The sequence below is a fragment of the Pseudomonas sp. Irchel 3H3 genome (genome assembly GCF_900187635.1).
GTDB lineage: Bacteria > Pseudomonadota > Gammaproteobacteria > Pseudomonadales > Pseudomonadaceae > Aquipseudomonas.
This window is the reverse complement of record NZ_FYEC01000028.1, coordinates 12,234-34,336: the sequence shown is the minus strand read 5'-3', so window position 1 is coordinate 34,336 and position 22,103 is coordinate 12,234. Positions and strand designations below refer to the sequence as shown.

The following is a 22,103-nucleotide window of genomic DNA, read 5'->3' as shown; positions in this document are numbered from 1 at the left end:
CAGCGCTCCAGCTGATTAATGACTTCAACCACTGAAAGTGTTGAGCGCCAGTGACAAAAAAACGCTCGAAAATCGAGCGTCAACAGTGTTTACAAGTATCTGTAAGTTCATGTGAAAGTTTTGTGAAGCTTGTGGGTGAGGATACTTAGTTACCGCACGTTCTTCAGTGAAACCGCATTACATCCGGTTGAAGCAGGCCAGGGCGCCTGCTGCTCATTCCATGACAACAGGATGCTGAAATGACAGGCACTCGCGCAACACCCGAGGACGTTTCCGACACATTGGCGCAGGCGGTATACGAAGAGTTCAAGGGGCGACCGATAGTGGTCACAGCGGCCCTGAAACAATTCGGCGCGGCCCTGAACAATCGGTATCCCGGGCTGAACATCGACGTGTTGACGACCACGCTCAATTCACCCAACTGGGTCCGCACAAGTCGGGCGGCGCTAGAGGGAGAGGGCGATAGCGGACACCTCGTCGAGCACGACGATCCCTGGATCGACGGCTACACCACAACACCGCTGTTTGAAGTGATGATTCACGCCATCACTGCCAGCGCCCAATTGACCTTCACCCGTGAGCACTATTTGAGCGACGGGGACGACCGGCGAATCGCCGTCGAAATGCGCGAAGTCGAAGACCTTTTGCGACGACTGCCCAAGGTCATGCTTGCTGCATTGCAGCAGGCGCTGACGGATTACTGGAATGAGCCGGCGGTTGACGGCACCAGCCGCTGGCAATGGCTCGGCGATGTCCTCAGAAGCGCATTGCTGGTCAGCATGGGGCCTTCGGGCAGCGGTGCGTTTCTGGATGCCGGACAGGTCGATACCGTCCTGCAAGTCATTCGTTGCCCCATCAAGGAGGACCGAGTGGCTCGTTACGGACCGGACTGCACACAGGTTTTCCTCATCGACTATCACGCCCGGACCGGACGTACTCACAAAGCTCACCTGGCGTTTGATCTGGTAGCCGTGCGCACGGTATCGACGCGGGACATTGTGATGGGGTTTAGCACCAGCGGCGTTATCGAGACTTACGACACATGGCAGGCCTTCGCTGATTCAGAGGGCGACAAATGGGGGCGTAGGCAGGAACTGAGTGTGCTTGAGTTGCAACCCTATGAGTCGTTCGGCGATGTCTTTGTGACTCAGGCCCAGGCGCTGCTCAATAATCAACTTGAAAGCTTGAGCTTCTTCGGGGTATTCGAAGGCCAGGACCTGAAAGTGCTGGAAGAGCGCTATGCGAGTCTGACGGATCTGGCTCCCCATTTGCTCAAGCAGAACCCCGGTGCGTATGAGCAAGTACTGTACAGCGAAGTCGGCAGCCAGTTGCCTGACTGGATAGAACTGGCCACGCCCGCCGAGACCCAGGAGTACAGTCGCTACATGTTTCGCCTGGCCGCCCTCCAGTTGGCCAGCAAGGGGCAGGAGTACAGCCACGGGATTCGTACGGCTGAGCAATTCACCCGGGAAGTCCTGCAGGACGGGATGGCCGCGTACGGCGAGGCGGTGGACCCAGACCAGGTCGACATCACTCAGTATCGCAATGAAGACGGTTTGTTGGTGATCGTAGGGCCAGGAACCGGGCGGTTTACCAGTGAAACCCTCAGCCTGACTCATCGAGCGTTGAACAACCTTGCCGGCGTGCCTTTCCTTGTCTCTGAGTTCAAGCGCAAGGACGGTCAGGCGGCACCGGCCTGGATGACCCTCGACACCGTCAGGGAACTGATTCGCGATGCCGATATCGGCAAAAACTACCCCGATGAAGTCAAAAGGCTACTGCTCGATGATCCGGTACAGCGAGCCGAGCGCGAAAAGCTGTTCAGCGACCAATTGCGCATTCAATTACCGATGCTGGCACTGGAGAACAGGATCAGGAAGCGCTCGGGGTTCACTGATGCCGGGTATCGCTGTGTGGCGGCCATCATGGAGCCGGATCCGCAAGCCCGGCGTGTGAGTGGGGAAGTGATGCTGGCCAGGACCCTGGCCTTCAAGGCCGACGTATCGAGCCACACGCATGTGGTTGCCGATATGTTTGTGTTTGGCCCCGCTGATGTGACGGCCGGGCCCCATGTGCTGTATCGGCCGCTGTACCCCGAGCCATTGATCGAGTTTGCTTCGCTCGACGCCTTGATGGCTGAGATCGTGAGCAATAACCCTCGAACTGCGATGTCGGCTCTCCCGGATGGCAAGTCCAACCCCTCGCTACAGCAAAGCATTCTCGACTGGCTGGCGCCCGATGCACGGAAAATCTATGACAATGGCGGTTTTCTGGAACCCCACCCGGTGGGAATCATATTCGAAACGCAGCTATGGCCATCGGCTCCCGCCCGATTCGATCTGCAGCAGCTCGACGATAAGGTGCTGGCTCATTTGTATGAAGCCAACGCCAACGTCCTGGCCCAGTTGGCTGACGAACAGACGCTGTCCAATGCCGAGTACCGCTGGAATACGCTGAAAGAGATGGGCTTGATCATCTTCAATAGCGTGCTTAACACGGTATTACCCTTTGTCAGCGGACCTGCAGCTGCCGTTGGCTGGTTGTTAGTGGTGGAAACCGCGGTTCTGGAGGCCCTTGAGGCACTGGCGAGCGACGACAGCGCGCCGGCCAAGGACTTCACCTACAACCTGCTCATCAATCTGGCAGTGGCCTTGCTGATCCAGCGTCTTTCACCGGGCGCCGGTACAGCGGTAAAACCCTTCGAGCACCATGCGATCGTCCCCCGGCCGGGTGCTCTTGAAGTCAGCGCAGTGATCAAACCACCCATTGGGCCGGGTGCGGCCAGCGCCATCAGTGACAGCGTGCTGGATTTCTCTACCCCGGTATCGGGTGACTCGCGTCGATTGCTGGAGCGTTTCCTGAGCACCGAGCAGGCCGGACGCGGGCGGGAGGTCACAACGCCAGCGCCCCAAGGCATCGTAGTGGTCGGGGGGCGCTGGTATGCAAAAGTGCCGGCTCGCCTGCGTGGGTACGGATGGGCCAATGTAGAGCCCGCCGAGGGCGGCAATGTGGTCATCCTCGATCATCTTGGGAGGCCGATAAAAGGACTGGAACTGAAGAACAATGGCCAGAATCTCTGGGAGGTAGCGCCGGAGTTTCGTGTGCGCGGGGGTGGACCGGGCATGAGTCGCTACCTGTCGGATGTCTTCGCTGATTCGCAGCTGCGGGCGCGACGTGCCGACTATGCGCTGAAAGTCAAAAGACTCAAGGATCGCCTGCCGGAACTGGATGCCAGCATCAAGCAGGCACAGGAAATTGGGCAGACGGCACAGGAAAAGGTACTGCAACTCGCCGAAGAGATTGGGCACAAGACGACGGCGATTGAGGCTTCCAGTGACGCCGAGCGGAGCCGGCTGCTGGAGGAACGTGTGGCGCTGAGAAAGAAATTGTACGCCGCGGACATCGAATACAAGAAGAAGGCCAGGACCTACATTGATGGCCATCTGGGGCGGATCAAACTGTGTGAAGAGATTGATGGCCTGCTTGCAAAGGACAAAGACTACCAGCGTGACGCCCTACTGGAAAATCTCCAGGGAATCGTTTCCGGTTATGGTGTTGTCGACGAAAATCTGATCAGGATGTCGGTGGTATGGGAAGAGTCAGGGGTTTCAATTCGGACCCTTTTTCCACTGGCCTTTGAGCTGCGCACGGCTGTCACCGATGTGCCGTACAGCGTGTTGCTGGAAGCCAGGAAACGCATCGTCAATGGATTTGCGGAGCGTATCAGGATCAGTACCCAGCTCGAGAAGACAATGACGGAACTTGAGGTTCTGGATCGCAGCGTCCGAAAAGGCTATCTGCAAAGAACCGGCTATCTATCGGAAAATACTCAAAGGCTCAAGGACATACTGGACAAGCGGGTGAGTAACACCGACTGGCTAATCGTGCACGAGATGGTGTGTTTGCGCGGTGCATTGGTGGGTGACCCTGCGCTTGAACCCAGCCTGGCGGAAGTCGCAGGACTGGAAGGGCTGGGCAAGGCGAAGCTGGGCGTGGTGACGGATAACGTTTTGCGCTTGAGCACGACGCAGGGGTTTGAGCCCAGGCAACGTGTTGAGCTACTGCAGGCCGCGATCTATGTCTACAACGATGCGGAGCTGATGGCGGCCAACCTGCGCAAGATTGGCGATCGACAAAGCTACGTGGCGCAGTTTTTTCTCGAGAAATTTCTTGATGCTCTGAGGAGGGCACGAGCGATCGCGGAAACAGAACTCAGCGAATCAATCAGTGAAGACTTGCAGGAAGAGCCCGCGGAGCAAGAGGGCACGCTACCTGCCGAAGAGCGGGTGAAAAAAACCAGGAGGAGAGTCAAGCGCCCCAACGAGCGTCTGATCCAAACGGCGGATGGTTATCGAGTGGGCGATGTCCGCGAGCAAAGTTCAGGTGAAACCGGCGAAACGGTGGTGGTCCAGGACGCGGCAACGGACAAGCAGATCATTTTCTACAAGGATGAAGGGCAAGATCTTTACCGGCAGCGGGAGGAGGAGCCTGAAGTACCTGTGGCAGCTCCACCGAAGCCGGCCCTGGCGCTCCAATCGCTGCTGGACAAAGGCAGGAAACTGGTCGAAGGGATAACCCCGCTGATCGCAAACTATAAAAAAGATGTCTCCCGGTACCGCGAGCCTGCCAGTGTGGAAGACCGGTTTTTGTCTCAGGCCCAAAAACTCTCGGAGCTGGCTACGCAAATCCAACATGGAATGCAAGGTGTTACAGGTGCGGATCGGGGGAGGGCAGTCAAGATATATCAGGATCTCAACAGCGCTCGAGAACAATTGATCCGCGAAGGGAAAAAGCTGCGCGTCGAGATTACCAAACAGCTGCCACCGAATGCCGGAAGCTTCGAGTACCTGCTGGGGGAGCGGGAGGTCCACGTCGAGAATCCGTCCTGGACCGACAAGTCTACTGCCAATCAAACAAGCTATTTGCTGGAATACGACATCGTCGACAGCACCAGCCGCATTGGTAGAAAGGTACTGTGGTACGCACACTTTCACTGTACGGCCAAATCGGTCCTGACCCTGACCGAAGCCCACCTGAAACTGGCGCGCCTGCGGTTCGTCACGGTCAAGGATCAGGTGCAACACCCCGAGCTCAACGCGGGAAAAGTGGTGTACCCGGGGGGAATGAAGGCGGCGTTCGCGAAAAAGTACTTTTTCGATGCCGTTCCACCGACGGCATAGCATGCCCTGGTGTCCTGATCAGTGCGTTGCGCTTGCCGGGGAAGCAGGCGCAACCTTTCAGGCGGGGGTGATCAATCCAGTGAGCGTATCGGCATGCGCGCAGTCAACCCTTCACCGCGCTGCGCCTGTAGCTGCTGACGCAGGTGCGCGACTTCGTTGAGCAACTGCTCGCGTTCGGCCTTGAGTTGGCGCAGTTCATCACGACGAACGGTGACGTACAGGGTTTGTACTGGGAGTGCGGTTACTACTGTGCCCATTGCTCACCTCGCAAATGGCGTCTGACAACGGTGGTCCGGCACGCAGAAGCGTGTGCGCAGCCACTTTCGACGGCGATTTTGATTTCTTTTGCCGTTGAAGGGAACTTTTTTATTTTACGTTGTCCCTGTGTCTTCGCCATTGTTTGGGACGTTATCCCTATAGTTCAGGCAAAATGCCCGGAAACTATGTAGCAACGCTCTGGACTAAGCTTGACTTGGTTCGTGGCGCTATCGACTTTTGGCACACTATTTTTTCGCAGTAAGGAGCATCAGCACATGCAATTAGGGATCATTGGACTGGGCCGCATGGGCGGCAACATTGCACGGCGCCTGATGCTCAACGGGCATAGCACTGTGGTCTACGACCGCAACACCGCGTTCGTTGATACCCTGGCTCAAGAAGGCGCGACCGGCGTTGCCGACCTGCCAGCACTGGTGGCTGGCCTGGCCAAGCCGCGCGCGGTATGGGTCATGTTGCCCGCTGGCGCACCGACCGAAGACACCATCGAAACCCTGAGCGAGCTGCTGGAAGCCGGTGACGTGATCATCGACGGCGGCAACACCTTCTATAAAGACGATATCCGTCGTGCCAAGACCTTGGCGCAAAAAGGCCTGAAGTACATCGACGTCGGCACTTCCGGCGGCGTGTGGGGCCTGGAGCGTGGTTATTGCATGATGATCGGCGGCGACTGCGACGAAGTGAAGCGTTTGGACCCGTTGTTCGAGGCGCTGGCCCCGGGCATGGGCGATATCCCGCGGACCAAGGACCGGGTGTCGGAAGATGACCGTGCCGAGCGCGGCTATATCCACGCCGGCCCTGCCGGTTCCGGGCACTTCGTGAAGATGATTCACAACGGTATCGAATACGGGATGATGCAGGCGTTTGCCGAAGGCTTCGACATCCTCAAGACCAAATCCTCGGAAATGCTGCCGGAAGACCAGCGTTTTAACCTGAACGTCGCCGATATCGCAGAGGTCTGGCGTCGTGGCAGCGTGGTTTCGTCCTGGTTGCTGGACCTGACCGCCGATGCGCTGGCCAGCGATCCGAAGCTTGAGGGTTACTCCGGCTCCGTGGCTGACAGCGGTGAAGGGCGCTGGACCATCGAGGCGGCCATGGAACAGGCAGTACCGGTGCCGGTGTTGTCCAGCTCGCTGTTCTCCCGTTATCGCTCGCGCCAGCAAGGCGTCTACGGTGACAAGATCCTTTCGGCCCAGCGCTTCGGTTTTGGTGGCCACGTCGAGACTCCGAAAAAATGACCTCGATCCGCAAGAAGTCCAAGGCACAACCAGCACCGGCTACCACACTGTTTCTGTTCGGTGCCCATGGCGACCTGGTCAAGCGCTTGCTGATGCCGGCGCTGTACAACCTCAGTCGCGATGGTTTGTTGGGGGACAACTTGCGGATCATCGGGGTGGATCACAACGCCATCAGCGATCTCGACTTCGCGAAAAAACTCGAAGACTTCATCCGCAACGAGGCGGCGAACAAGGTCGGTAACGGCCATGACTCCCTGGACCCGGCGCTCTGGGCCAAGCTGGCCAAGGGCATCAGCTACGTCCAGGGTGACTTTCTCGACGCTAGCACCTACCAGGCGCTGGCGGCGAAAATCGCCGATAGCGGCACAGGCAATGCGGTGTTCTACCTGGCCACCGCACCGCGTTTCTTCAGCGAAGTGGTGCGCCAGCTCGGTTCGGCCGGGCTGCTGGAGGAGGGCCCCGAGGCTTTTCGCCGGGTGGTGATTGAAAAGCCCTTTGGTTCCGACCTGCATACCGCCGAAGCCTTGAACGCGTGTCTGCTCAAGGTGATGACGGAAAAGCAGATCTACCGGATCGACCACTACCTGGGCAAGGAAACCGTGCAGAACATTCTGGTCAGCCGGTTTTCCAACAGCCTGTTCGAAGCGTTCTGGAACAACCATTACATCGACCACGTCCAGATTACCGCCGCGGAAACCGTCGGCGTCGAGACCCGTGGCAGTTTTTACGAGCACACTGGCGCCTTGCGCGACATGGTGCCCAATCACCTGTTCCAGCTGTTGGCCATGGTTGCCATGGAACCGCCGGCTGCGTTTGGCGCCGATGCGGTCCGCGGTGAAAAGGCCAAGGTGGTAGGGGCGATCCGCCCCTGGTCAACGGCTGAGGCGCGTGCCAACTCGGTACGTGGCCAGTACAGCGCGGGAGACAGCGGCGGCCAGCCGGTGGCCGGTTATCGCGAGGAGCCCAAAGTGGCGCCTGACAGCACCACGGAAACCTTCGTGGCGCTCAAAGTGATGATCGACAACTGGCGCTGGGTTGGCGTGCCGTTCTACCTGCGCACCGGCAAGCGCATGAGCGTGCGCGACACGGAAATTGCCATCTGCTTCAAGCCTGCGCCCTACGCGCAGTTTCGCGATACGGAAGTCGATGAGCTACAACCGACTTACCTCAGAATTCAGATCCAGCCCAATGAAGGCATGTGGTTCGACCTGCTGGCCAAACGTCCGGGCCCGGCGCTGGACATGGCCAACATCGAACTCGGGTTTGCCTACAAGGATTTCTTCGAAATGCAGCCCTCCACGGGCTACGAAACCTTGATCTACGATTGCCTGACCGGCGATCAGACCCTGTTCCAGCGCGCCGACAACATCGAAAACGGCTGGCGTGCGGTGCAACCCTTCCTCGATGCCTGGCAGGAAGACGCCAGCGTCCAGGCCTATGCCGCCGGCACCGACGGCCCCAGCGCCGCCGACGAACTGCTGGCCCGCGACGGCCGCAAGTGGCACAGCCTGGGCTGACCCCGACGCCAGGCCGACGCGTTATCGTTGGCGGCCGCGGCGCGTTCCAGACCATCGCGAGCAAGCTCGCAAGCGGGCGCCGCAAGCGGGAGCCACAATGTGAACGCTACCCCTTGTAGGAGCGAGCCTGCTCGCGAAGAACTCAAGAACGACGCGTAAATCCAGGATAAACGCGGCGCGCCCCAGACCATCGCGAGCAAGCTCGCTCCCACAAGGTTACGCGTTCAGCCTGGAGCGCGCTCGCTCGCACACCACTACAACCAGTAGCTCACCGCATACCAACCCAATACGCCCATCACCACGGTATAGGGCAACGCCATCCACACCATGCGCCCGTACGACAGGCGAATCAGCGGCGCGATCGCCGAGGTCAGCAGGAACAGGAATGCCGCCTGACCGTTGGGAGTGGCAACGCTGGGCAGGTTAGTACCGGTGTTGATGGCAATCGCCAGGGTCTCGAAGTGCTCCCGGCTCATGTGGCCGGAGAGGAACGCCTGCTTGACCTCGGTGATGTAGATAGTCGCGACGAACACATTGTCACTGATCGCCGACAACAGGCCATTGGCAATGAACAGCATGCCCGGTTGCTGCTCGACGGGCAGGGCCAGCACCCACTGGATCAACGGGGTGAACAGTTGTTGATCGTGAATGACTGCCACCACGGCAAAAAAAGCCACCAGCAGCGCGGTAAAGGGCATGGCGTCCTTGAAAGCGTTGCCGAGGCGATGCTCATCGGTAATCCCGGTCAGCGAAGTGATCAACACAATCACCATCAGCCCGATCAGGCCCACTTCAGCCACGTGCAGCGCCAGGCAGATGATCAGGATCACCGCCGCTGCGCCTTGCACCAACAAGGCTGCGCGCTGGCGGTTGGTGCGTTCGGCGTTGTCCTGCGCCGCGTAGTCGGCCAGCACCGTGCGTACGGAGTCCGGGAGCAGCGTGCCATACCCGAACCAGCGCAGTTTCTCCAGCAGCACGCAGGTCACCAGGCCGGCGGCCAGTACCGGCAGCGAGACCGGCGCGACCTTGAGGAAGAATTCTGCAAAATGCCAGCCCATCTCATGGCCGATCAGCAGGTTCTGCGGCTCACCCACCAGGGTGCACACGCCGCCCAGGGCGGTCCCCACCGCGCCGTGCATCAACAGACTGCGCAGGAAGGCGCGAAACTGTTCGAGGTCTTCGTGGTGCAACACCGGCAAGTCGTGGTCGTCATTGAACGCGCTGTCCTGGCGCGGATCGTTGCCCGAGGCGACGCGGTGATAGACCGAGTAAAACCCCACCGCCGCGCTGATAATTACTGCCGTCACGGTCAAGGCGTCGAGAAACGCCGAAAGAAAGGCTGAGAGAAAGCAGAACAGCAACGCCAGTACGGCCTTGGAGCGCACGCCCAGCAACAACCGGGAGAACAGGAACAGCAGCAGGTCCTTCATGAAGTAAATCCCGGCCACCATGAACATCAGCAGCAGGATCACCGGGAAGTTGTGTAGCAACTCGTCATACAGCGCCTGGGGCGTGGTCATGCCCAGCAGCAGCGCCTCGACCATCAGCAAGCCACCCGGCATCAAGGGGTAGCACTTGAGGGCCATGGCCAGGCAGAAGATGAACTCGGCCACCAGCAACCAGCCAGCCACCACCGGGCCAGCGGTCCACAGCAGCAAGGGGTTGAGTATCAGGAAAGCGAGAATGCTCGCCTTGTACCAGCGCGGCGAATGCCCGAGGAAATTATGCGCAAACGCCTGGGCCATTGAACCGGACATCGGCTGCTCCTTTGATTAAGAAGCGCGCAACTTGCCGTAACACTCGGACAAGATCAAGTTCTTGAGTTTTATTGTTGTTCATGAACGATCGGGGTTAAGCCCGATAGCGAACCAGCACGGCACGATAGTGACCGTCCAGCGAGTAGCCGCCGACCACGATTCCTTCGTCCTCCTGCACCACCAGTGAGGTCGCGGTGTCCAGGCTATGCCCCAGGCGGGTGCGAACCCAGCCGTTACCCTCGCCGAAATCCAGGTCCGGGCGGCCGTCGGCCAAGTGCCGGGCGACCAGGAAGTCTGCCTCGACCCCGCCGATAGTGGCACCCACGCTGAGCACCCGACCATCCGGGCAGGTAGTTGCAGCCGTCCATTGGCTGGGAACCTTGGCGATCTGTGTGAGGTGGGCATGGCCTGCGTTGTTAGTCATGTCTGGACGACCATCGCAACGTACGTTTAGGGACAGGCAATGCATTGGGTCGCGACTGCTGCCAAAACACTGCAGGTGCCCATCCACGTGTTGCACCACCCGACTGACCTGGGCACTGCGCTCCTGGGCGCGGAAACTCAGGAAGCCGTGTTCGGCAAAACTGCTATCCAGGTGGCCATCCTTGTCGAAGCGTGCCAGCAAACCTTCCTGGGGCAGGTCGATCGAGCCGCCGACCACAATTGCGCCATCGCGCTGCACCAGGATGCTGGACAGCCAGGTGTTGAGGAGCAAATGGCGGACCATGACAAACCCCCGGCCATTGAACGAGGTGTCCAGGCTGCCATCCGGCTCCAGGCGAATCAGGATGCCGACATGATCGGCAAATTCGAAATGGTGATTGGCCAATAGCAGGATCCGCCCATCGGCCTGAACCTGAGCGTCGCAGGCTTCGGCGCCGGGTACGCCGGGAGGCAGCCAGGCGTCACGCAGGCCCTGGGATAGGTTGCCCGGCAGGCGGACCACCTGTACGCCGCCATCACCGAACGAGAAGTCCGGGCGACCCTGAGAGTCGAACAAGGCGAGGGCAGGGAGGGTGCGGTATGGGCTTTCATATATCAGACCCGATACCAGGATGCGCCCGTCGGCCAAGGCCAGCACCTTGCCGCCAGAGGACTCCAGGCCTGGCGCGAATTGTCCGAGCACGCAGCCCTGAGTGCCAAAGCTCAGGTCCGGCGAACCGTCCGTGTGCAGGCGGGCCAGGCCGAAATGGCAGCCGTGATCCAGGCCGACTTTGGCCGCGACCAGCAATCGGCCCTGGCGGTCGACCGTAACGTCATTGGCCAGGCTCCACTGGCTGCCGGGGAAATCGACCCAGGCTTTGCCGGCGCAGGCAAAACTGCTGTCAAGTTGTCCTGCCGTATCTGTGGGGGCACAGTAAGCCAGGGCGCTGTGAATGGCGTGGATGGACATGCCGCTTCTCCTTGCGAGTCGACCTGATCCGGTATCGAGGAGGAGGACTTAATGAAGAAAACATTCAAGCGCTGATTCAAATAATGCACAACTGTCAGAAATTACAGGCGGTGCGGCGTTGTGTGCCAGAACAGTGTCTTTGCGAGCTGAAGTTCGGATTAGCCATGAAAAGCGACCGCTTGTCGTCAATTAACCGGAGTTTTCCTGGCTAACTAACCAAGGCTCACCGAGATTGCGGCAGAGGATGCCAGGAAGTTATCTCGATAAACAGGCGGGCCACCTGGATCAGTGACCCGCGCGCTGTTTTATTGCGGCATAGTCCAGGATTGCAACTGGTAACCTTCTTCGCTCAGTTCGGCACGCGCCTGCTTGAGCAGGCTCTCGAGCTGTACCGGGTCGGTGTAGATGCTGGACGGCACTTGCTTGCGTTCAATCGGGGTGCTGGTACGGTCGATCACGGTCAGCGTCAGTTCGCCAGTGCCATCTTGTGGGGCCCAAGCCACGCATTGGAAAGGAGTAAATGCGTGGTCGGCAATCAAAAGAGCTTCGTTGAGACGGAGCGGGGCGTTCATGGGGTCTTCTCTCGTAGTGCCCAATCAAGTGATCTGCCGTCGGTTGGGCTTACCGTTCGGCTGGTTACTTGTACTGATGCGCGCAACCACCGGGTAGGTCACACATCTTCTAAAGAAATTTAAACTTTCTTTCATAGACTTGGGATTAGCGGACACTTTGAAAGCTGAATGAAAGCTTGGGATTCGATAGCTTGCTAAGCAACTTGCTACTTATAACTAAAACGCCATTAACCTTATAGTTAAACGATACAAGACCCTGTCAAGTTCTTGCTAATGTTACACCCAGGTCTGCCAAACGACTGTTTCTAATAACTTTTCCATTATTTGGCGCCAAGGAACAGTCATGCTCGAAGTCCCTGCACTACGCCGTCTGTTGGTGGTGGATCCCTGTGACGATTGCCACCAATTGTTGCCCGGTCTGCGCGCCATCGGCTGGGATGTCGACAGCTGCAGCCTGGAAAATGCCGGCGACCGCAGTTGCGACGTCGGCCTGCTGCGCCTGCAACCGTTTCACCTGGAGCGGCCCGAAGCGGTCAAGGACCTCATCAGCCGCAGCGGCACCGAATGGATTGCCGTATTGAACCAGGAAGTGTTACGCCTGCAGAACGTTGGCGACTTTGTCTGCGAATGGTTCTTCGACTTTCATACCTTGCCGTTCGACGTCTCCAGGGTCCAGGTCACCCTGGGCCGGGCCTTTGGCATGGCGCGCTTGCGCGGCCAGGGTACGATTCATGTCGACCAGCCGGCGCACGAACTGCTGGGCGACAGCAAGCCGATCCGCGAACTGCGCAAACTGCTCAGCAAGCTGGCGCCGACCGAGTCCCCGGTGTTGATCCGTGGCGAAAGCGGCACCGGCAAGGAACTGGTGGCCAGGACCCTGCACCGCCAGTCGCAACGCCACAGCAAGCCCTTTGTGGCGATCAACTGCGGGGCGATCCCCGAACACCTGATCCAGTCCGAACTGTTTGGCCATGAGAAGGGTGCCTTCACCGGCGCCCATCAGCGCAAGATCGGCCGCATCGAGGCCGCGCATGGCGGCACGCTGTTTCTCGACGAAATCGGCGACCTGCCGCTGGAATTGCAAGCCAACCTGTTGCGCTTCCTGCAGGAAAAACATATCGAGCGGGTAGGCGGTAGCCAGCCAATTCCGGTGGATGTGCGGGTACTGGCCGCCACGCACGTAGACCTCGAGTCGGCCATCGAGGCCAAGCGCTTTCGCGAAGACCTGTATTACCGGCTCAATGTCCTGCAAGTGATTACCGCGCCTTTGCGCGAGCGCCATGGCGACTTGTCGATGCTGGCCAACCATTTCTCCCACTTCTATAGCCAGGAAACCGGACGCCGGCCCCGCAGTTTCAGCGAGGACGCCCTGGTGGCCATGGGCAAGCACGATTGGCCGGGCAATGTCCGTGAACTGGCGAACCGGGTGCGCCGCGGCCTGGTGTTGGCCGAAGGCCGGCAGATCGAGGCCCGTGACCTCGGCTTGATCAGCCATCAGGCGATCGCCACGCCCATGGGCACCCTGGAAGACTACAAGACCCGGGCCGAACGCCAGGCCTTGTGTGATGTTCTTAACCGGCACAGCGACAACCTCAGTGTCGCCGCCCGGGTGCTGGGGGTGTCCCGGCCAACGTTCTACCGCTTGCTGCACAAGCACCAGATCCGCTAGGGCGGGGTGAAAGTGAAAGGCCCGCTGCGATCACCTCGCAGCGGGCCTTTTGCTGTGTAACAGGGGTCAGAAGTAGTAAGGGAATTTCAGGCTGAAGGTGAAGTCCGGCGCATCGTCGGTCAGGCCGATCGACAGGTTGGGGACGATGGTCAGGTTGTCACTGGCCGCCACGGTCATGCCGACGTTGAAGTAGCCGGCGTTGGCGTCGCTGGACGTCACCGATTGCCAGTCGCCGCCATCAGGCTTGAGCTTGCTCTTTTTTTGCACCAGGTCGGAGACCGAGAACGACATACTCATTTTCTCGTTCAAGGCGAACGCGACGCCCGCGCCGATCTGGAAACTGTCGCCCAGGCGCACTTTGCCCGGCGTCTTCTGGTTGACGTCAGCGCTGATGTCGTCAAACGACTCCTCCAGGTTGTGGGTATAGGACAGGGAGCCGAACAGCACGGCCGGATCGAAGGTCTTGACCAGGGAGATCCCTGGGGTAACCGACCAGACACCGTTACCGGTTGGCAGGTCATCCGGTACGAACAGGTTGGTATTGTCGCTGACCTGGCGCAACTTGATGCCGAACGGCTCCTTGCCGGTCGGCGCCTTGACGCGCAGGGTCAGTACCGCATCCGGGGCGGTGACCGACTCGTCCATGAACTTGTAGGCGACACCGAAGTTGACGTCGCCGATGGTTGGGTCCTGGGTCACCGTCTCCTCCGTGGTGACGCTTGCCGAACCGCCAGATGCACCGCCGGACTGATAGGTCGACTCGCGGTAGACCAGGGGGACGTTGAGGTCGAACTGCCAGCGGTTGTTGAGGTTGTAGCGTCCGGTGACGTCCATGGTCCAGGTGTCAGACTTGATCCGGTCCAGGTTGATGTTGCCGAGGAAGATCGAGTCCAGGGCCAGGAAACCGTTGAGGACCAGTTGCCGGGAGTCGTAGCGGGCGTAGGTCAGGCCGGTCTCGACGCTGAACTTGCCGCCACCGAAGAAGCCACTGGCTTCGTCATAGAGGTTCGACACACTCTGTGCCGGTTGGGTGTCGTCGGCCAGCGACTGGCCGTAGGAACTGCCCTTGGCGCCTCCGCCCCCAGCGGCCCCACCTGATGCTGCCCCGGCGCCTGTACCGGCGACCTGATTATTGCCGCGCATGTCGGCGGGCGATTTGGCCAGCCGTTTTGGCGGCGGTTCGGCCGGTTGATCTTCAACCTGGCGGACTCGCTGCTCGAGCACCGCCAGGGCTTTTTGCTGGACTTCGTAGCGTTGTTTCAACTCCAGAAGTTCTTGTTTCAGGGACTCTACGTCCGGGTCAGTCGCTGCTTGAAGCAGTGCAGCGGGGAATAGAGTACTCAGACATACAACCGCGCGTAATGACACCGATCGATACATGAAATAAGCCGTCCCTTTGAGCCCAATGGTCGAAAGTCAGCGTAGTTCAATATCCCATGTTGCGTAGTCCTGTGAGTTGGCTCAGGTTGCAATCCAACGCGCCGGCGCTTGGGCCATTGTTATTGAGTACCACGTTGAGTTGAGTCAGGTTATTCACCACGTTGCTGTTGCCCAGCAGGCGGGTGTTTTGCAGCAGTCCACCCTGGGCGACTTGCTGCAGGGCATTACCCTGATTATTGTTGGCGGAGATGGCCATCTGAATGCCGCCACTGGTGGCTGTCACGGCGATCGAGCCGGCGCCGTTGCTGGCATTGATGGTGTTGCCAGCGGTCAATATCTGACTGCCCGCAGGCGGAGTGATTGGCGCCGGAGCGCTGGAAGCTTCTTTGACGTTGATACCGACATCGTTGTAGGCACTGTTACCATCGCCCGCGGCACGCACGGTCTGGGTGATGCCCTGGGTCGTGCTCAAGGCGTTGCCGCCTATTACGTTGCCGCTGCCCTGTTGTGGCGTATGGCCGCCTTTGCCGGGCTCATTCACGGTCGACACGTAAAACTGTGGTTTGACCGTTGAGGACTGAATCTGCATGGAAGTGGAGGCACCGATGATGTCGCCACTGGCATTGCGCCAGGTACTGCTCATGACCACACCAAAGCTGATGATCCGCCCGGGCATGACGTAACGACCGCGCAACTGAGCCAGTTCCGAGTCTTTGATCTCTATCGGGGTAAAACCTGCGTAGGTGAGCGACGGAAAGCTCGCAGCCAAGCATGCGGCGACCACCCAATGTGAAGTTTTCATCTTCGGCTCCTGGAGCGTCCAACTGCTCCTTTATATTTATTGAGCGCCTAGAAGAAATCGCTCTGAATAAATCCAAACTCCATCAACTCGGCATCTTTGACAGGGTTGAAATTGTCCAGCTTGTTCTTGGCAGTCAGCGGTGCCGGTGGATCGAGCAAGGCGTTGGCCTTGTCGTAACCGGGGCCGATGATGGCAAACACAATACCGTTCCAACCTTTGACAAAGTCTTCGTGGGAATAACGTTTGTGGCCCAGGACCGGATCACCGATGTACACCCAGTCTTTTTGTGCCCGCTGTAGCACCACGAAGTGCTTGTAACCACGAATATCCATCAGAACCACTACGGGAATCGTTACCGCTTCCAGTTTTTCCGGAGGGATCCGGTAGCCCCGGGCACGCATGCCGATACTTTCTATGTAGCGCTTCATGTCCAGCATGGAAAAACCCTGGGTACGTACCAGGTCCTGGTCAGCGTTGACCAACATGCCTTTGATGACGTGCTCTTCATCGACATCCAGCCAGTAGGCCTGGCGTAACACCGTTGCCAGCGCGGCGGCGCCACAACTGAAATCGGTTTTCTGTTGGACCAGGTCAGCGAATTTGCGCTCGCGCAAGCTTTGCACTTCTTTGTACACCATGACGCCGCCGGGAAGGGCGGCCACTGGCATCTGTGCAGCCTGAGTCAGGCCAGTCAGACAAAGCATCAGTGAGAGGGCAGCAACACGCATGGTCGATACGCCTTGTAGGGTCTGAAGAAAAGCCCCGTTTCCGGGGCTTCCTTGGTCTTCGCAGTTAGAAGCTGTTGCCGCCAGGGCAAGCTTTGCAGCCTGCAGCGATGGACAGCGAGTTGCTTTGTTGGTTGCCCACGCCTGCTGCAACGTTGGCACCGCCGTTACCCGAGAAGCCATTCATGGAGCCGGTCATCGAAGCATTGTTGACCACTGGGTTTTTCCAGCCATCTTTGGTCAGCACTTGCTGAGTCCAGTAGCCAGCCAGTTCGATACTTCCTTGTTCTTTGAAGGTGAATTTCTGATCTTTGTTGTTGCCACCGCCATATCTGTCGTCGTCGTCGTGACCTTTTTTGCCACCGTCAATGGTGCCGTAGCCGGTGCCTTTGTAGCTGCCGTGGGCTTTGAAGCTGCCTTTGAGGTCAACCACTTTGGTTACGCGATCCGCTTTGTTTTCCACTTCAAGACCAGTAGAAGTCTGGTTGGCCGCAGCGGCTGCCGTGGCTACGCGACCTGCCGAAACAGCAATGGCGAGGTTGTTTTTCTGTTGGTTGAAGTCGCCAGCAGCCACGTTGACACCAATGTTGCCGGAGCCGTTGTTGGCTGAGTTGTTAAGCGTAGCGTTGTTTTGGGTGGAGCGGTTTTTCACATAGTTATCGGTGTTGGTTTGAGTGGCGCTGGAGAGCGCAACGGCGCTGCCGAAGATGAATTTTTCATCGGCGGTGGCGATCGCCGCAGCGTTGTCTTGCTGGTTGCCAGCACCGGCTGCAACGTTGGCGCCCATGTTGCCGTTGGAACCATTGAGCGAGTTATCAGCCTTGGCATTGTTGTTGGTGCCTTGGTTGAGCACGCTGTTGTCGCTGCTGTCCTGTTCGTCGAGGATCGCGGCGCCAGCACCGGCGGTGATGGACAGGATCTGATCCAGGGTTGGACCTTGTGGTTTAGTCGGATGATGACGTTTGCCGCCATCGGCCTGAGCCGCAATTGCCATGACCGCTGCCAGAGCGAAAACCAGTGGTTTCAGAGCTGTTGTAGGTTTCATGGTGTTTCTCCGTGCTTATTAGTTGGTTAAGTGTTGGTACTTTCTAATCGCACTGCGGTTTGGGTCAGTCAGCGACCCGGATGCTCAGGGTGTTAGCCATTCGGTTCCCCACCCCTGCACTCTGGTTCACCTGTATCACTCCTCGGCTGCCGGTGAAGGCCTGGTCGCTGGTAACGACCTGGCGGCTGCCTTGCGAAGTGCCAGTTGCTCCTGAGTCTGGTAACAGCGCCACGTTCTGTTGGGACAGGACGCTGTCGTCGATGCTTTGCGGTACGGCGCTGACGCTGATCCGCATGGCATTGATCATCTGGTTGTTGGCGCCGGCCGACTGGTTTACACCCAGTGCGCCGTTGCCATTACTGAACGCGTTGCCCGTGATGGCACTGGTTGCGTTCATCGAGCGGTCGGCAGGCGTGGTGATGGACTGGCGCAGGTTGCCGCTGGCCGAAGCCTCGGTACCGATCGCAATGGCGCGGCTGTTGACCTGTTGTTGCTGGTCGCCGGCAGCCTGGTTCATCATCATGTTGCCTTTGTAGTTGGCCCCGGAGTTGCTCAGGGTCGAGTTGTTCACGACGTTGACAGCGGAGTCGGCCATCGCGCAGGTGCTGCCCAGCAGGGCAATGAAGATCAGGGTGCGCTTCATCTCATTTCCCCATGTTGGTCAAAGGCGACAGGCCGATATTGATGGTGCGAGTGATGGTGCCGGAGATCGCGTTGCCACTGCCGCCGCCGTGTCCGGCCGACATGCCGGGCAGACCATTGGGATTGGTCAGTACGTTGATCCCGGCGCCGCTTTTGGGGTTGGGTACAACGTTTTGATTGATCACCCGATAGCCACTATTGATGCCGGCAAAGTCGCCGTCACTCAGTTCGTTGTTGGTGGCTTGCACGACCCGTGCGGACGGGTTGGCGTTGACGGTGGTGGGGTAGGGGTCTTTGTCGAAAGGTTGTCTGCCGATGGAGCGGGGCTGGACGTCACGTTGAAGCACGATGACGCCATTACCCTCAGCCTGGACCGGCATACTGAGCACGGAGCTCAATGCGCATCCGAACATCAGCAAGCGGGTAAAGCCTTTATCGTTATTCTCCATGTCGGCGCTCCTTCTCTTTTATGCGCTGGCCCTGTCAGCGTTGTCAGGGAGAGAGCAGAAGCTGTGCCGCTTTTTGTTTTTTACATGAATTCAACGACTTGGCGATTCAACCGGGTAATCACCGGCTGGCACTGTATCAAGCATGAGACAGGGCACGCCGCCAGCACGTGGCAGGGGTCGAGGTAAAGCTCTGGAACAAGGGTTCTGGCGGGGCTGTATCAGTGGTGTAACAGTGCGCGTGACAACGCGGTGAACCCGCTTGTATCGGCGGTTTCGCTGCATGTAGGTGTTTCAGGAATGGACACTTGGGCCCCGGAACCGGGGCAAAAGGGCGGCTCGAAGGCCGCTTTGAGGGGTTAAACCTGGAGCAATTGCTCTACCGCAGTGAACGCCAGACGCCGCCGCTGGGCCCAGTCACCCTCGATGATTTGCAGCTTGCGTCCTTGCTGCTGCAACCAGCCACGGGTGGCATCGAAGAACGCCAGGCGTTGCTCCAATTGTGGTTGGCAACGTTGGCCGTCGTCGGTCCATTCCACCGCTTCCGGGGACAGCAGCAGGTGCAGGTCGTAGTGGCGGGCGAGCAATTGTTCTTCGATCCAGGGCGGGCAGTCGCCAAACAGGGTCTGGCTCCAGAGTATGTTGCTCAGCAAGTGGGTATCGAGAATCAGCAACGCCGGCTGTTGCACCCGGGCGCTGTCCTCCCAGGCCAACTGGCCCCGGGCAATCTGCGGGATATCGGCCAGGCAGGTATCGCGCGGGTTCTGCTCGATGAAGTAGCGCACGTATTCACCCACCAGCAGCCCGCCGAAATGCTGGTGCAGTTCGGCCGACAGCCAGCTCTTGCCGCTGGATTCCGGGCCGGTGAGGACCACCACCTTCATGTGCGCAGCGCCGGGTCGGCCCGCCATTCGCGCAGGCCCTGGACCGCCAGCAGGGTAAACACCGCATAGAGCGCTGCCGTCAGGTACAGGCCCTTATAGAGGAACAGCCCGACGAAGATCACATCCACGGCGATCCACAACGGCCAGCATTGCACCCGCTTTTGTGCCATCCACCACTGGGCAACCAGGCTGAAACCAGTCAATGCGGCATCCAGCCAGGGCTGCGCGGCATCGGTCCAATGGGCCATGGCGGCGCCCAGCAACAGACTTCCGACTGCGCCCAAGGACAGGTCGCGCAGCATGCTTGCGTTGCCCAGGCGCGTCACTTGCCGGCCGTGGCGGGTTTCGCCACCGCGCGTCCACTGCCTCCAGCCATACAGCTGCAAGCCGGCGTAGACCACCTGCAGCAACATGTCCGAGTAGAGTTTGACCTCGAAAAAAATCCAGCTGTAGAGCAGCACCATGACCAGGCCGATCGGCCAGCACCAGGGATTCTGTTTGACCGTCAGCCAGACGGCGATCACGCCGAGCGTGGCGGCAAACAGTTCAAGCCCGGACATGGCGGTTCCTTGGGGAAGTCGAAGAGGGCGCCGATTGTACAGCAGCGCCGCAAATCGAGGGCATGCCAACACATGCGTGAACGCCAGCGGGCCTTGTATGCGAGCCGGGCGGCGCTCCGTCTGCTTGCGAAGACCTCGAGCACGTTGCGTTGAGCCAGGCTTGGCGCGCAATCGTTAACGACCATCGCTGGCAAGCCAGCTCCCACAAGGGTTACGCGCGGTCCTGTAGGAGCGGGCGCCCGCGTGCATCCAGTCAATACGCGTCATCGTTGACGAACATCGCTAGAAGCTCGCACTAAACCCGGAACTGTCTCAGCAGTCCATTGAGCTGTTCGCTGAGTTCCTTCAAGTGCACGCTCGCCGCACTCGATTGCTGCGCTGCCAGGGCGGTGCTGTGTGACAGGCCGGCCGCCTGGGTCACGTTCTGGTTGATGTCTTCGACCACGTGGGCCTGCTGCAGGGTGGCGCTGGCGATGGACGCATTGAGGCCGTTGAGGTTGTGCAGCGCCTGGCCGATGGCATGCAGGCTGGCACCGGCCAGTCCGGCTTGCTCGATGGTCAACTGGGAGGCTCGGCTGCTGTCGCCGATCACCTGCACGGCAGCCTCCGAATGGTTTTGCAGGCGTTCGATCATCGTCTGGATCTGCGCGGTGGATTTCTGCGTGCGTTGCGCGAGCAGGCGCACCTCGTCGGCCACCACGGCAAAACCGCGGCCCTGTTCGCCGGCCCGGGCCGCTTCGATAGCAGCGTTGAGGGCCAACAGGTTGGTCTGTTCGGCGATGGAGCGAATCACCTCCAGTACGCTACCGATCTGGGTGCTTTCGCTGGCCAGGGTGCGAATCACTTGCACCGCCTGTTCAATGGTGGCGGACAACTGATCGATCTGCTGCAGGCTGCCGTCAATGTTGACCTGGCCCTGGTGCGCCTGCGTCTGGGCATCGCGCATTTCGCTGGCGGCGTGCTCGGCATTCTTGGCGACATCCTGTACGCCGTAGGTCACTTCATTGATGGCGGTTGCCACCAGCTCCATCTGTTGCGACTGCTGCTGGCTGCGGGACTGGGCTTGCGCGGCGTTATCGCCCAAGTCCGTGGAGGATTGTCCCAAGGCACTGGCCGATACCTGCAGTTGGCTGATCACTCCGCGCAATTTGGCGGTGAAGGCATTGAAATGCCTGGCCAGTTCGGTCACTTCGTCCTGGCCGTGGGTGTCGAGGCTGCGGGTCAGGTCGCTTTCGCCGCTGGCGATGTTGGCCATGGCGTCCACGGTTTCCTGCAGGGGCCGCACAATGCTGCGCGCGATCAGCATCACCAGCAGGGCCATCAGTAGCGCAATGCCCAGGCCCACTAGCGAGGCTTCCCGCACCTGGCTCCGGAACTCGAGTTGCATGTCGTCGATATAGACCCCCGAGCCAATCACCCAGCCCCAGGGTTCGAACAATTTGACGTAGGAGGTTTTCTGCACCGGTGTACTGGCGCCCGGCTTGGGCCAGCGATAGTCGACCATGCCGGCACCCTTGGCCTTGGCGATGGCCACCATCTCGTTGAACAGGGCAAAGCCGTCCGGGTCCTTGATCGCCGACAGGTTCTGGCCATCCAGCTTGGGATTGGTGGGGTGCATGACCATCACCGGGGTCAGGTCATTGATCCAGAAGTAGTCGCTCTGCTCATAGCGTAAGCCGCGGACCACGCTCAGGGCCTGCTGTTGCGCCGCGTCGCGGGTCAGGGTGCCGGCGGTTTCCAGTTGCCGGTAGTAATCCAGCACGCCGCTGGCCGCTTCAACCACATGGCGGGTCTTTTCTGCCTTGGCTTGATACAGGTCGTCATGAATCTGCTTGAGCATCAGCAAACCCAGGGTCAAGAGCATCAGCACAGCCACTACCAGGATGAGCCACAACCGCCGGCTGATCGACATACTGCGCAAGCTGTTCATAGTGCGTCACTCCAGGTTCTTATTCTTGTCATCAACCAGCGCCAGCATAAGGGCATGCTTTTGCCAGTACGCCAATACGACTGAAGT

The 22,103-nt window shown here is 59.3% G+C and carries 16 protein-coding genes and 2 pseudogenes; 4 read left to right on the top strand and 14 right to left on the bottom strand.

Going from position 1 to position 22,103, the window contains the following annotated elements; translation table 11 throughout:
• Window positions 1-239 precede the first annotated feature (239 nt).
• On the top strand, window positions 240-5,180 hold the full coding sequence (locus CKW24_RS22935; RefSeq protein ID WP_095170457.1) for a dermonecrotic toxin domain-containing protein: 4,941 nt from the start codon (window positions 240-242) through the stop codon (window positions 5,178-5,180).
• A gap of 71 nt (window positions 5,181-5,251) precedes the next feature.
• Here the strand turns inward: CKW24_RS22935 and CKW24_RS22930 are convergent, their stop codons facing one another.
• Window positions 5,252-5,437 carry a DUF6026 family protein gene (locus CKW24_RS22930; RefSeq protein WP_095170455.1) on the bottom strand — a complete coding sequence of 62 codons (186 nt, stop codon included), beginning with the start codon at window positions 5,435-5,437 and terminating at the stop codon, window positions 5,252-5,254.
• Between the two features lie 222 nt (window positions 5,438-5,659).
• On the opposite strand from CKW24_RS22930, the gene gnd reads away from it, so the two are divergent.
• Together gnd and zwf are read left to right on the top strand one after the other, a co-directional pair.
• A complete protein-coding gene (gene gnd / locus CKW24_RS22925) occupies window positions 5,660-6,694 on the top strand; it encodes a phosphogluconate dehydrogenase (NAD(+)-dependent, decarboxylating) (protein WP_335929850.1) in 1,035 nt (344 codons plus the stop codon).
• A complete protein-coding gene (zwf, locus tag CKW24_RS22920) occupies window positions 6,691-8,211 on the top strand; it encodes a glucose-6-phosphate dehydrogenase (protein ID WP_095170450.1) in 1,521 nt (506 codons plus the stop codon). The genes gnd and zwf overlap by 4 nt, the downstream gene beginning before the upstream one ends.
• 254 nt (window positions 8,212-8,465) lie before the next feature.
• Here zwf and nhaB read toward each other — a convergent pair whose 3' ends face one another.
• The 3 genes from nhaB to CKW24_RS22905 form a co-directional block, all read right to left on the bottom strand.
• The gene (gene nhaB / locus CKW24_RS22915; RefSeq protein ID WP_095170449.1) at window positions 8,466-9,968 is read right to left on the bottom strand and encodes a sodium/proton antiporter NhaB; all 1,503 of its coding nucleotides are present in this window, start codon (window positions 9,966-9,968) and stop codon (window positions 8,466-8,468) included.
• A 94-nt stretch (window positions 9,969-10,062) separates the two neighbouring features.
• On the bottom strand, window positions 10,063-11,361 hold the full coding sequence (locus CKW24_RS22910) for a hypothetical protein (RefSeq protein WP_095170448.1): 1,299 nt from the start codon (window positions 11,359-11,361) through the stop codon (window positions 10,063-10,065).
• 305 nt (window positions 11,362-11,666) lie between these two features.
• Complete coding sequence (locus CKW24_RS22905; RefSeq protein ID WP_095170447.1) at window positions 11,667-11,933, bottom strand: hypothetical protein; 267 nt, start codon at window positions 11,931-11,933, stop codon at window positions 11,667-11,669.
• Window positions 11,934-12,276: 343 nt separating this feature from the next.
• Here CKW24_RS22905 and CKW24_RS22900 point away from each other — a divergent pair, with 343 nt between their 5' ends.
• Window positions 12,277-13,602 carry a sigma-54 dependent transcriptional regulator gene (locus tag CKW24_RS22900; RefSeq protein WP_095170446.1) on the top strand — a complete coding sequence of 442 codons (1,326 nt, stop codon included), beginning with the start codon at window positions 12,277-12,279 and terminating at the stop codon, window positions 13,600-13,602.
• Window positions 13,603-13,668: 66 nt separating this feature from the next.
• Here CKW24_RS22900 and CKW24_RS22895 read toward each other — a convergent pair whose 3' ends face one another.
• The 10 genes and pseudogenes from CKW24_RS22895 to CKW24_RS28740 all read right to left on the bottom strand — a co-directional run.
• Window positions 13,669-14,982, bottom strand: coding sequence for a transporter (locus tag CKW24_RS22895; RefSeq protein WP_095170445.1), 1,314 nt, complete (start codon window positions 14,980-14,982; stop codon window positions 13,669-13,671).
• Window positions 14,983-15,028: 46 nt separating this feature from the next.
• Entirely contained in the window at window positions 15,029-15,784 is a 756-nt protein-coding gene (locus CKW24_RS22890) for a hypothetical protein (RefSeq protein WP_095170444.1), read from the bottom strand.
• A gap of 47 nt (window positions 15,785-15,831) precedes the next feature.
• Window positions 15,832-16,512 (bottom strand): C39 family peptidase, encoded by a 681-nt coding sequence (locus CKW24_RS22885; protein WP_095170443.1) that lies wholly within the window; start codon window positions 16,510-16,512, stop codon window positions 15,832-15,834.
• Window positions 16,513-16,576: 64 nt separating this feature from the next.
• Window positions 16,577-17,554 carry a heme utilization protein gene (locus CKW24_RS22880; RefSeq protein ID WP_095170442.1) on the bottom strand — a complete coding sequence of 326 codons (978 nt, stop codon included), beginning with the start codon at window positions 17,552-17,554 and terminating at the stop codon, window positions 16,577-16,579.
• Between the two features lie 64 nt (window positions 17,555-17,618).
• Complete coding sequence (locus tag CKW24_RS22875; protein WP_095170441.1) at window positions 17,619-18,197, bottom strand: adhesin; 579 nt, start codon at window positions 18,195-18,197, stop codon at window positions 17,619-17,621.
• A gap of 1 nt (window position 18,198) precedes the next feature.
• Complete coding sequence (locus CKW24_RS22870) at window positions 18,199-18,645, bottom strand: hypothetical protein (RefSeq protein WP_095170440.1); 447 nt, start codon at window positions 18,643-18,645, stop codon at window positions 18,199-18,201.
• A gap of 356 nt (window positions 18,646-19,001) precedes the next feature.
• Window positions 19,002-19,526 carry an AAA family ATPase gene (locus CKW24_RS22865; RefSeq protein WP_095170439.1) on the bottom strand — a complete coding sequence of 175 codons (525 nt, stop codon included), beginning with the start codon at window positions 19,524-19,526 and terminating at the stop codon, window positions 19,002-19,004.
• Entirely contained in the window at window positions 19,523-20,086 is a 564-nt protein-coding gene (pnuC, locus tag CKW24_RS22860) for a nicotinamide riboside transporter PnuC (RefSeq protein ID WP_095170438.1), read from the bottom strand. Before pnuC ends, CKW24_RS22865 begins: the two co-directional genes overlap by 4 nt.
• Before the next feature lie 295 nt (window positions 20,087-20,381).
• Window positions 20,382-20,969, bottom strand: a pseudogene (locus CKW24_RS28745) (methyl-accepting chemotaxis protein); the annotation flags it as partial.
• A 318-nt stretch (window positions 20,970-21,287) separates the two neighbouring features.
• Window positions 21,288-21,926 (bottom strand): annotated as a pseudogene (locus CKW24_RS28740) (cache domain-containing protein); the annotation flags it as partial.
• Between the last annotated feature and the right edge of the window lie 177 nt (window positions 21,927-22,103).

Bases quoted from the DNA above. Each gene is read 5' to 3' on its own strand.
- CKW24_RS22930 (WP_095170455.1), bottom strand. From the start codon at position 5,437: ATGGGCACAGTAGTAACCGCACTCCCAGTACAAACCCTGTACGTCACC.
- CKW24_RS22895 (WP_095170445.1), bottom strand. From the start codon at position 14,982: ATGTATCGATCGGTGTCATTACGCGCGGTTGTATGTCTGAGTACTCTA.
- CKW24_RS22900 (WP_095170446.1), top strand. From the start codon at position 12,277: ATGCTCGAAGTCCCTGCACTACGCCGTCTGTTGGTGGTGGATCCCTGT.
- CKW24_RS22880 (WP_095170442.1), bottom strand. From the start codon at position 17,554: ATGAAACCTACAACAGCTCTGAAACCACTGGTTTTCGCTCTGGCAGCG.
- CKW24_RS22870 (WP_095170440.1), bottom strand. From the start codon at position 18,645: ATGGAGAATAACGATAAAGGCTTTACCCGCTTGCTGATGTTCGGATGC.
- zwf (WP_095170450.1), top strand. From the start codon at position 6,691: ATGACCTCGATCCGCAAGAAGTCCAAGGCACAACCAGCACCGGCTACC.
- CKW24_RS22910 (WP_095170448.1), bottom strand. From the start codon at position 11,361: ATGTCCATCCACGCCATTCACAGCGCCCTGGCTTACTGTGCCCCCACA.
- nhaB (WP_095170449.1), bottom strand. From the start codon at position 9,968: ATGTCCGGTTCAATGGCCCAGGCGTTTGCGCATAATTTCCTCGGGCAT.
- CKW24_RS22935 (WP_095170457.1), top strand. From the start codon at position 240: ATGACAGGCACTCGCGCAACACCCGAGGACGTTTCCGACACATTGGCG.
- CKW24_RS22890 (WP_095170444.1), bottom strand. From the start codon at position 15,784: ATGAAAACTTCACATTGGGTGGTCGCCGCATGCTTGGCTGCGAGCTTT.
- CKW24_RS22885 (WP_095170443.1), bottom strand. From the start codon at position 16,512: ATGCGTGTTGCTGCCCTCTCACTGATGCTTTGTCTGACTGGCCTGACT.
- CKW24_RS22865 (WP_095170439.1), bottom strand. From the start codon at position 19,526: ATGAAGGTGGTGGTCCTCACCGGCCCGGAATCCAGCGGCAAGAGCTGG.
- CKW24_RS22905 (WP_095170447.1), bottom strand. From the start codon at position 11,933: ATGAACGCCCCGCTCCGTCTCAACGAAGCTCTTTTGATTGCCGACCAC.
- pnuC (WP_095170438.1), bottom strand. From the start codon at position 20,086: ATGTCCGGGCTTGAACTGTTTGCCGCCACGCTCGGCGTGATCGCCGTC.
- CKW24_RS22875 (WP_095170441.1), bottom strand. From the start codon at position 18,197: ATGAAGCGCACCCTGATCTTCATTGCCCTGCTGGGCAGCACCTGCGCG.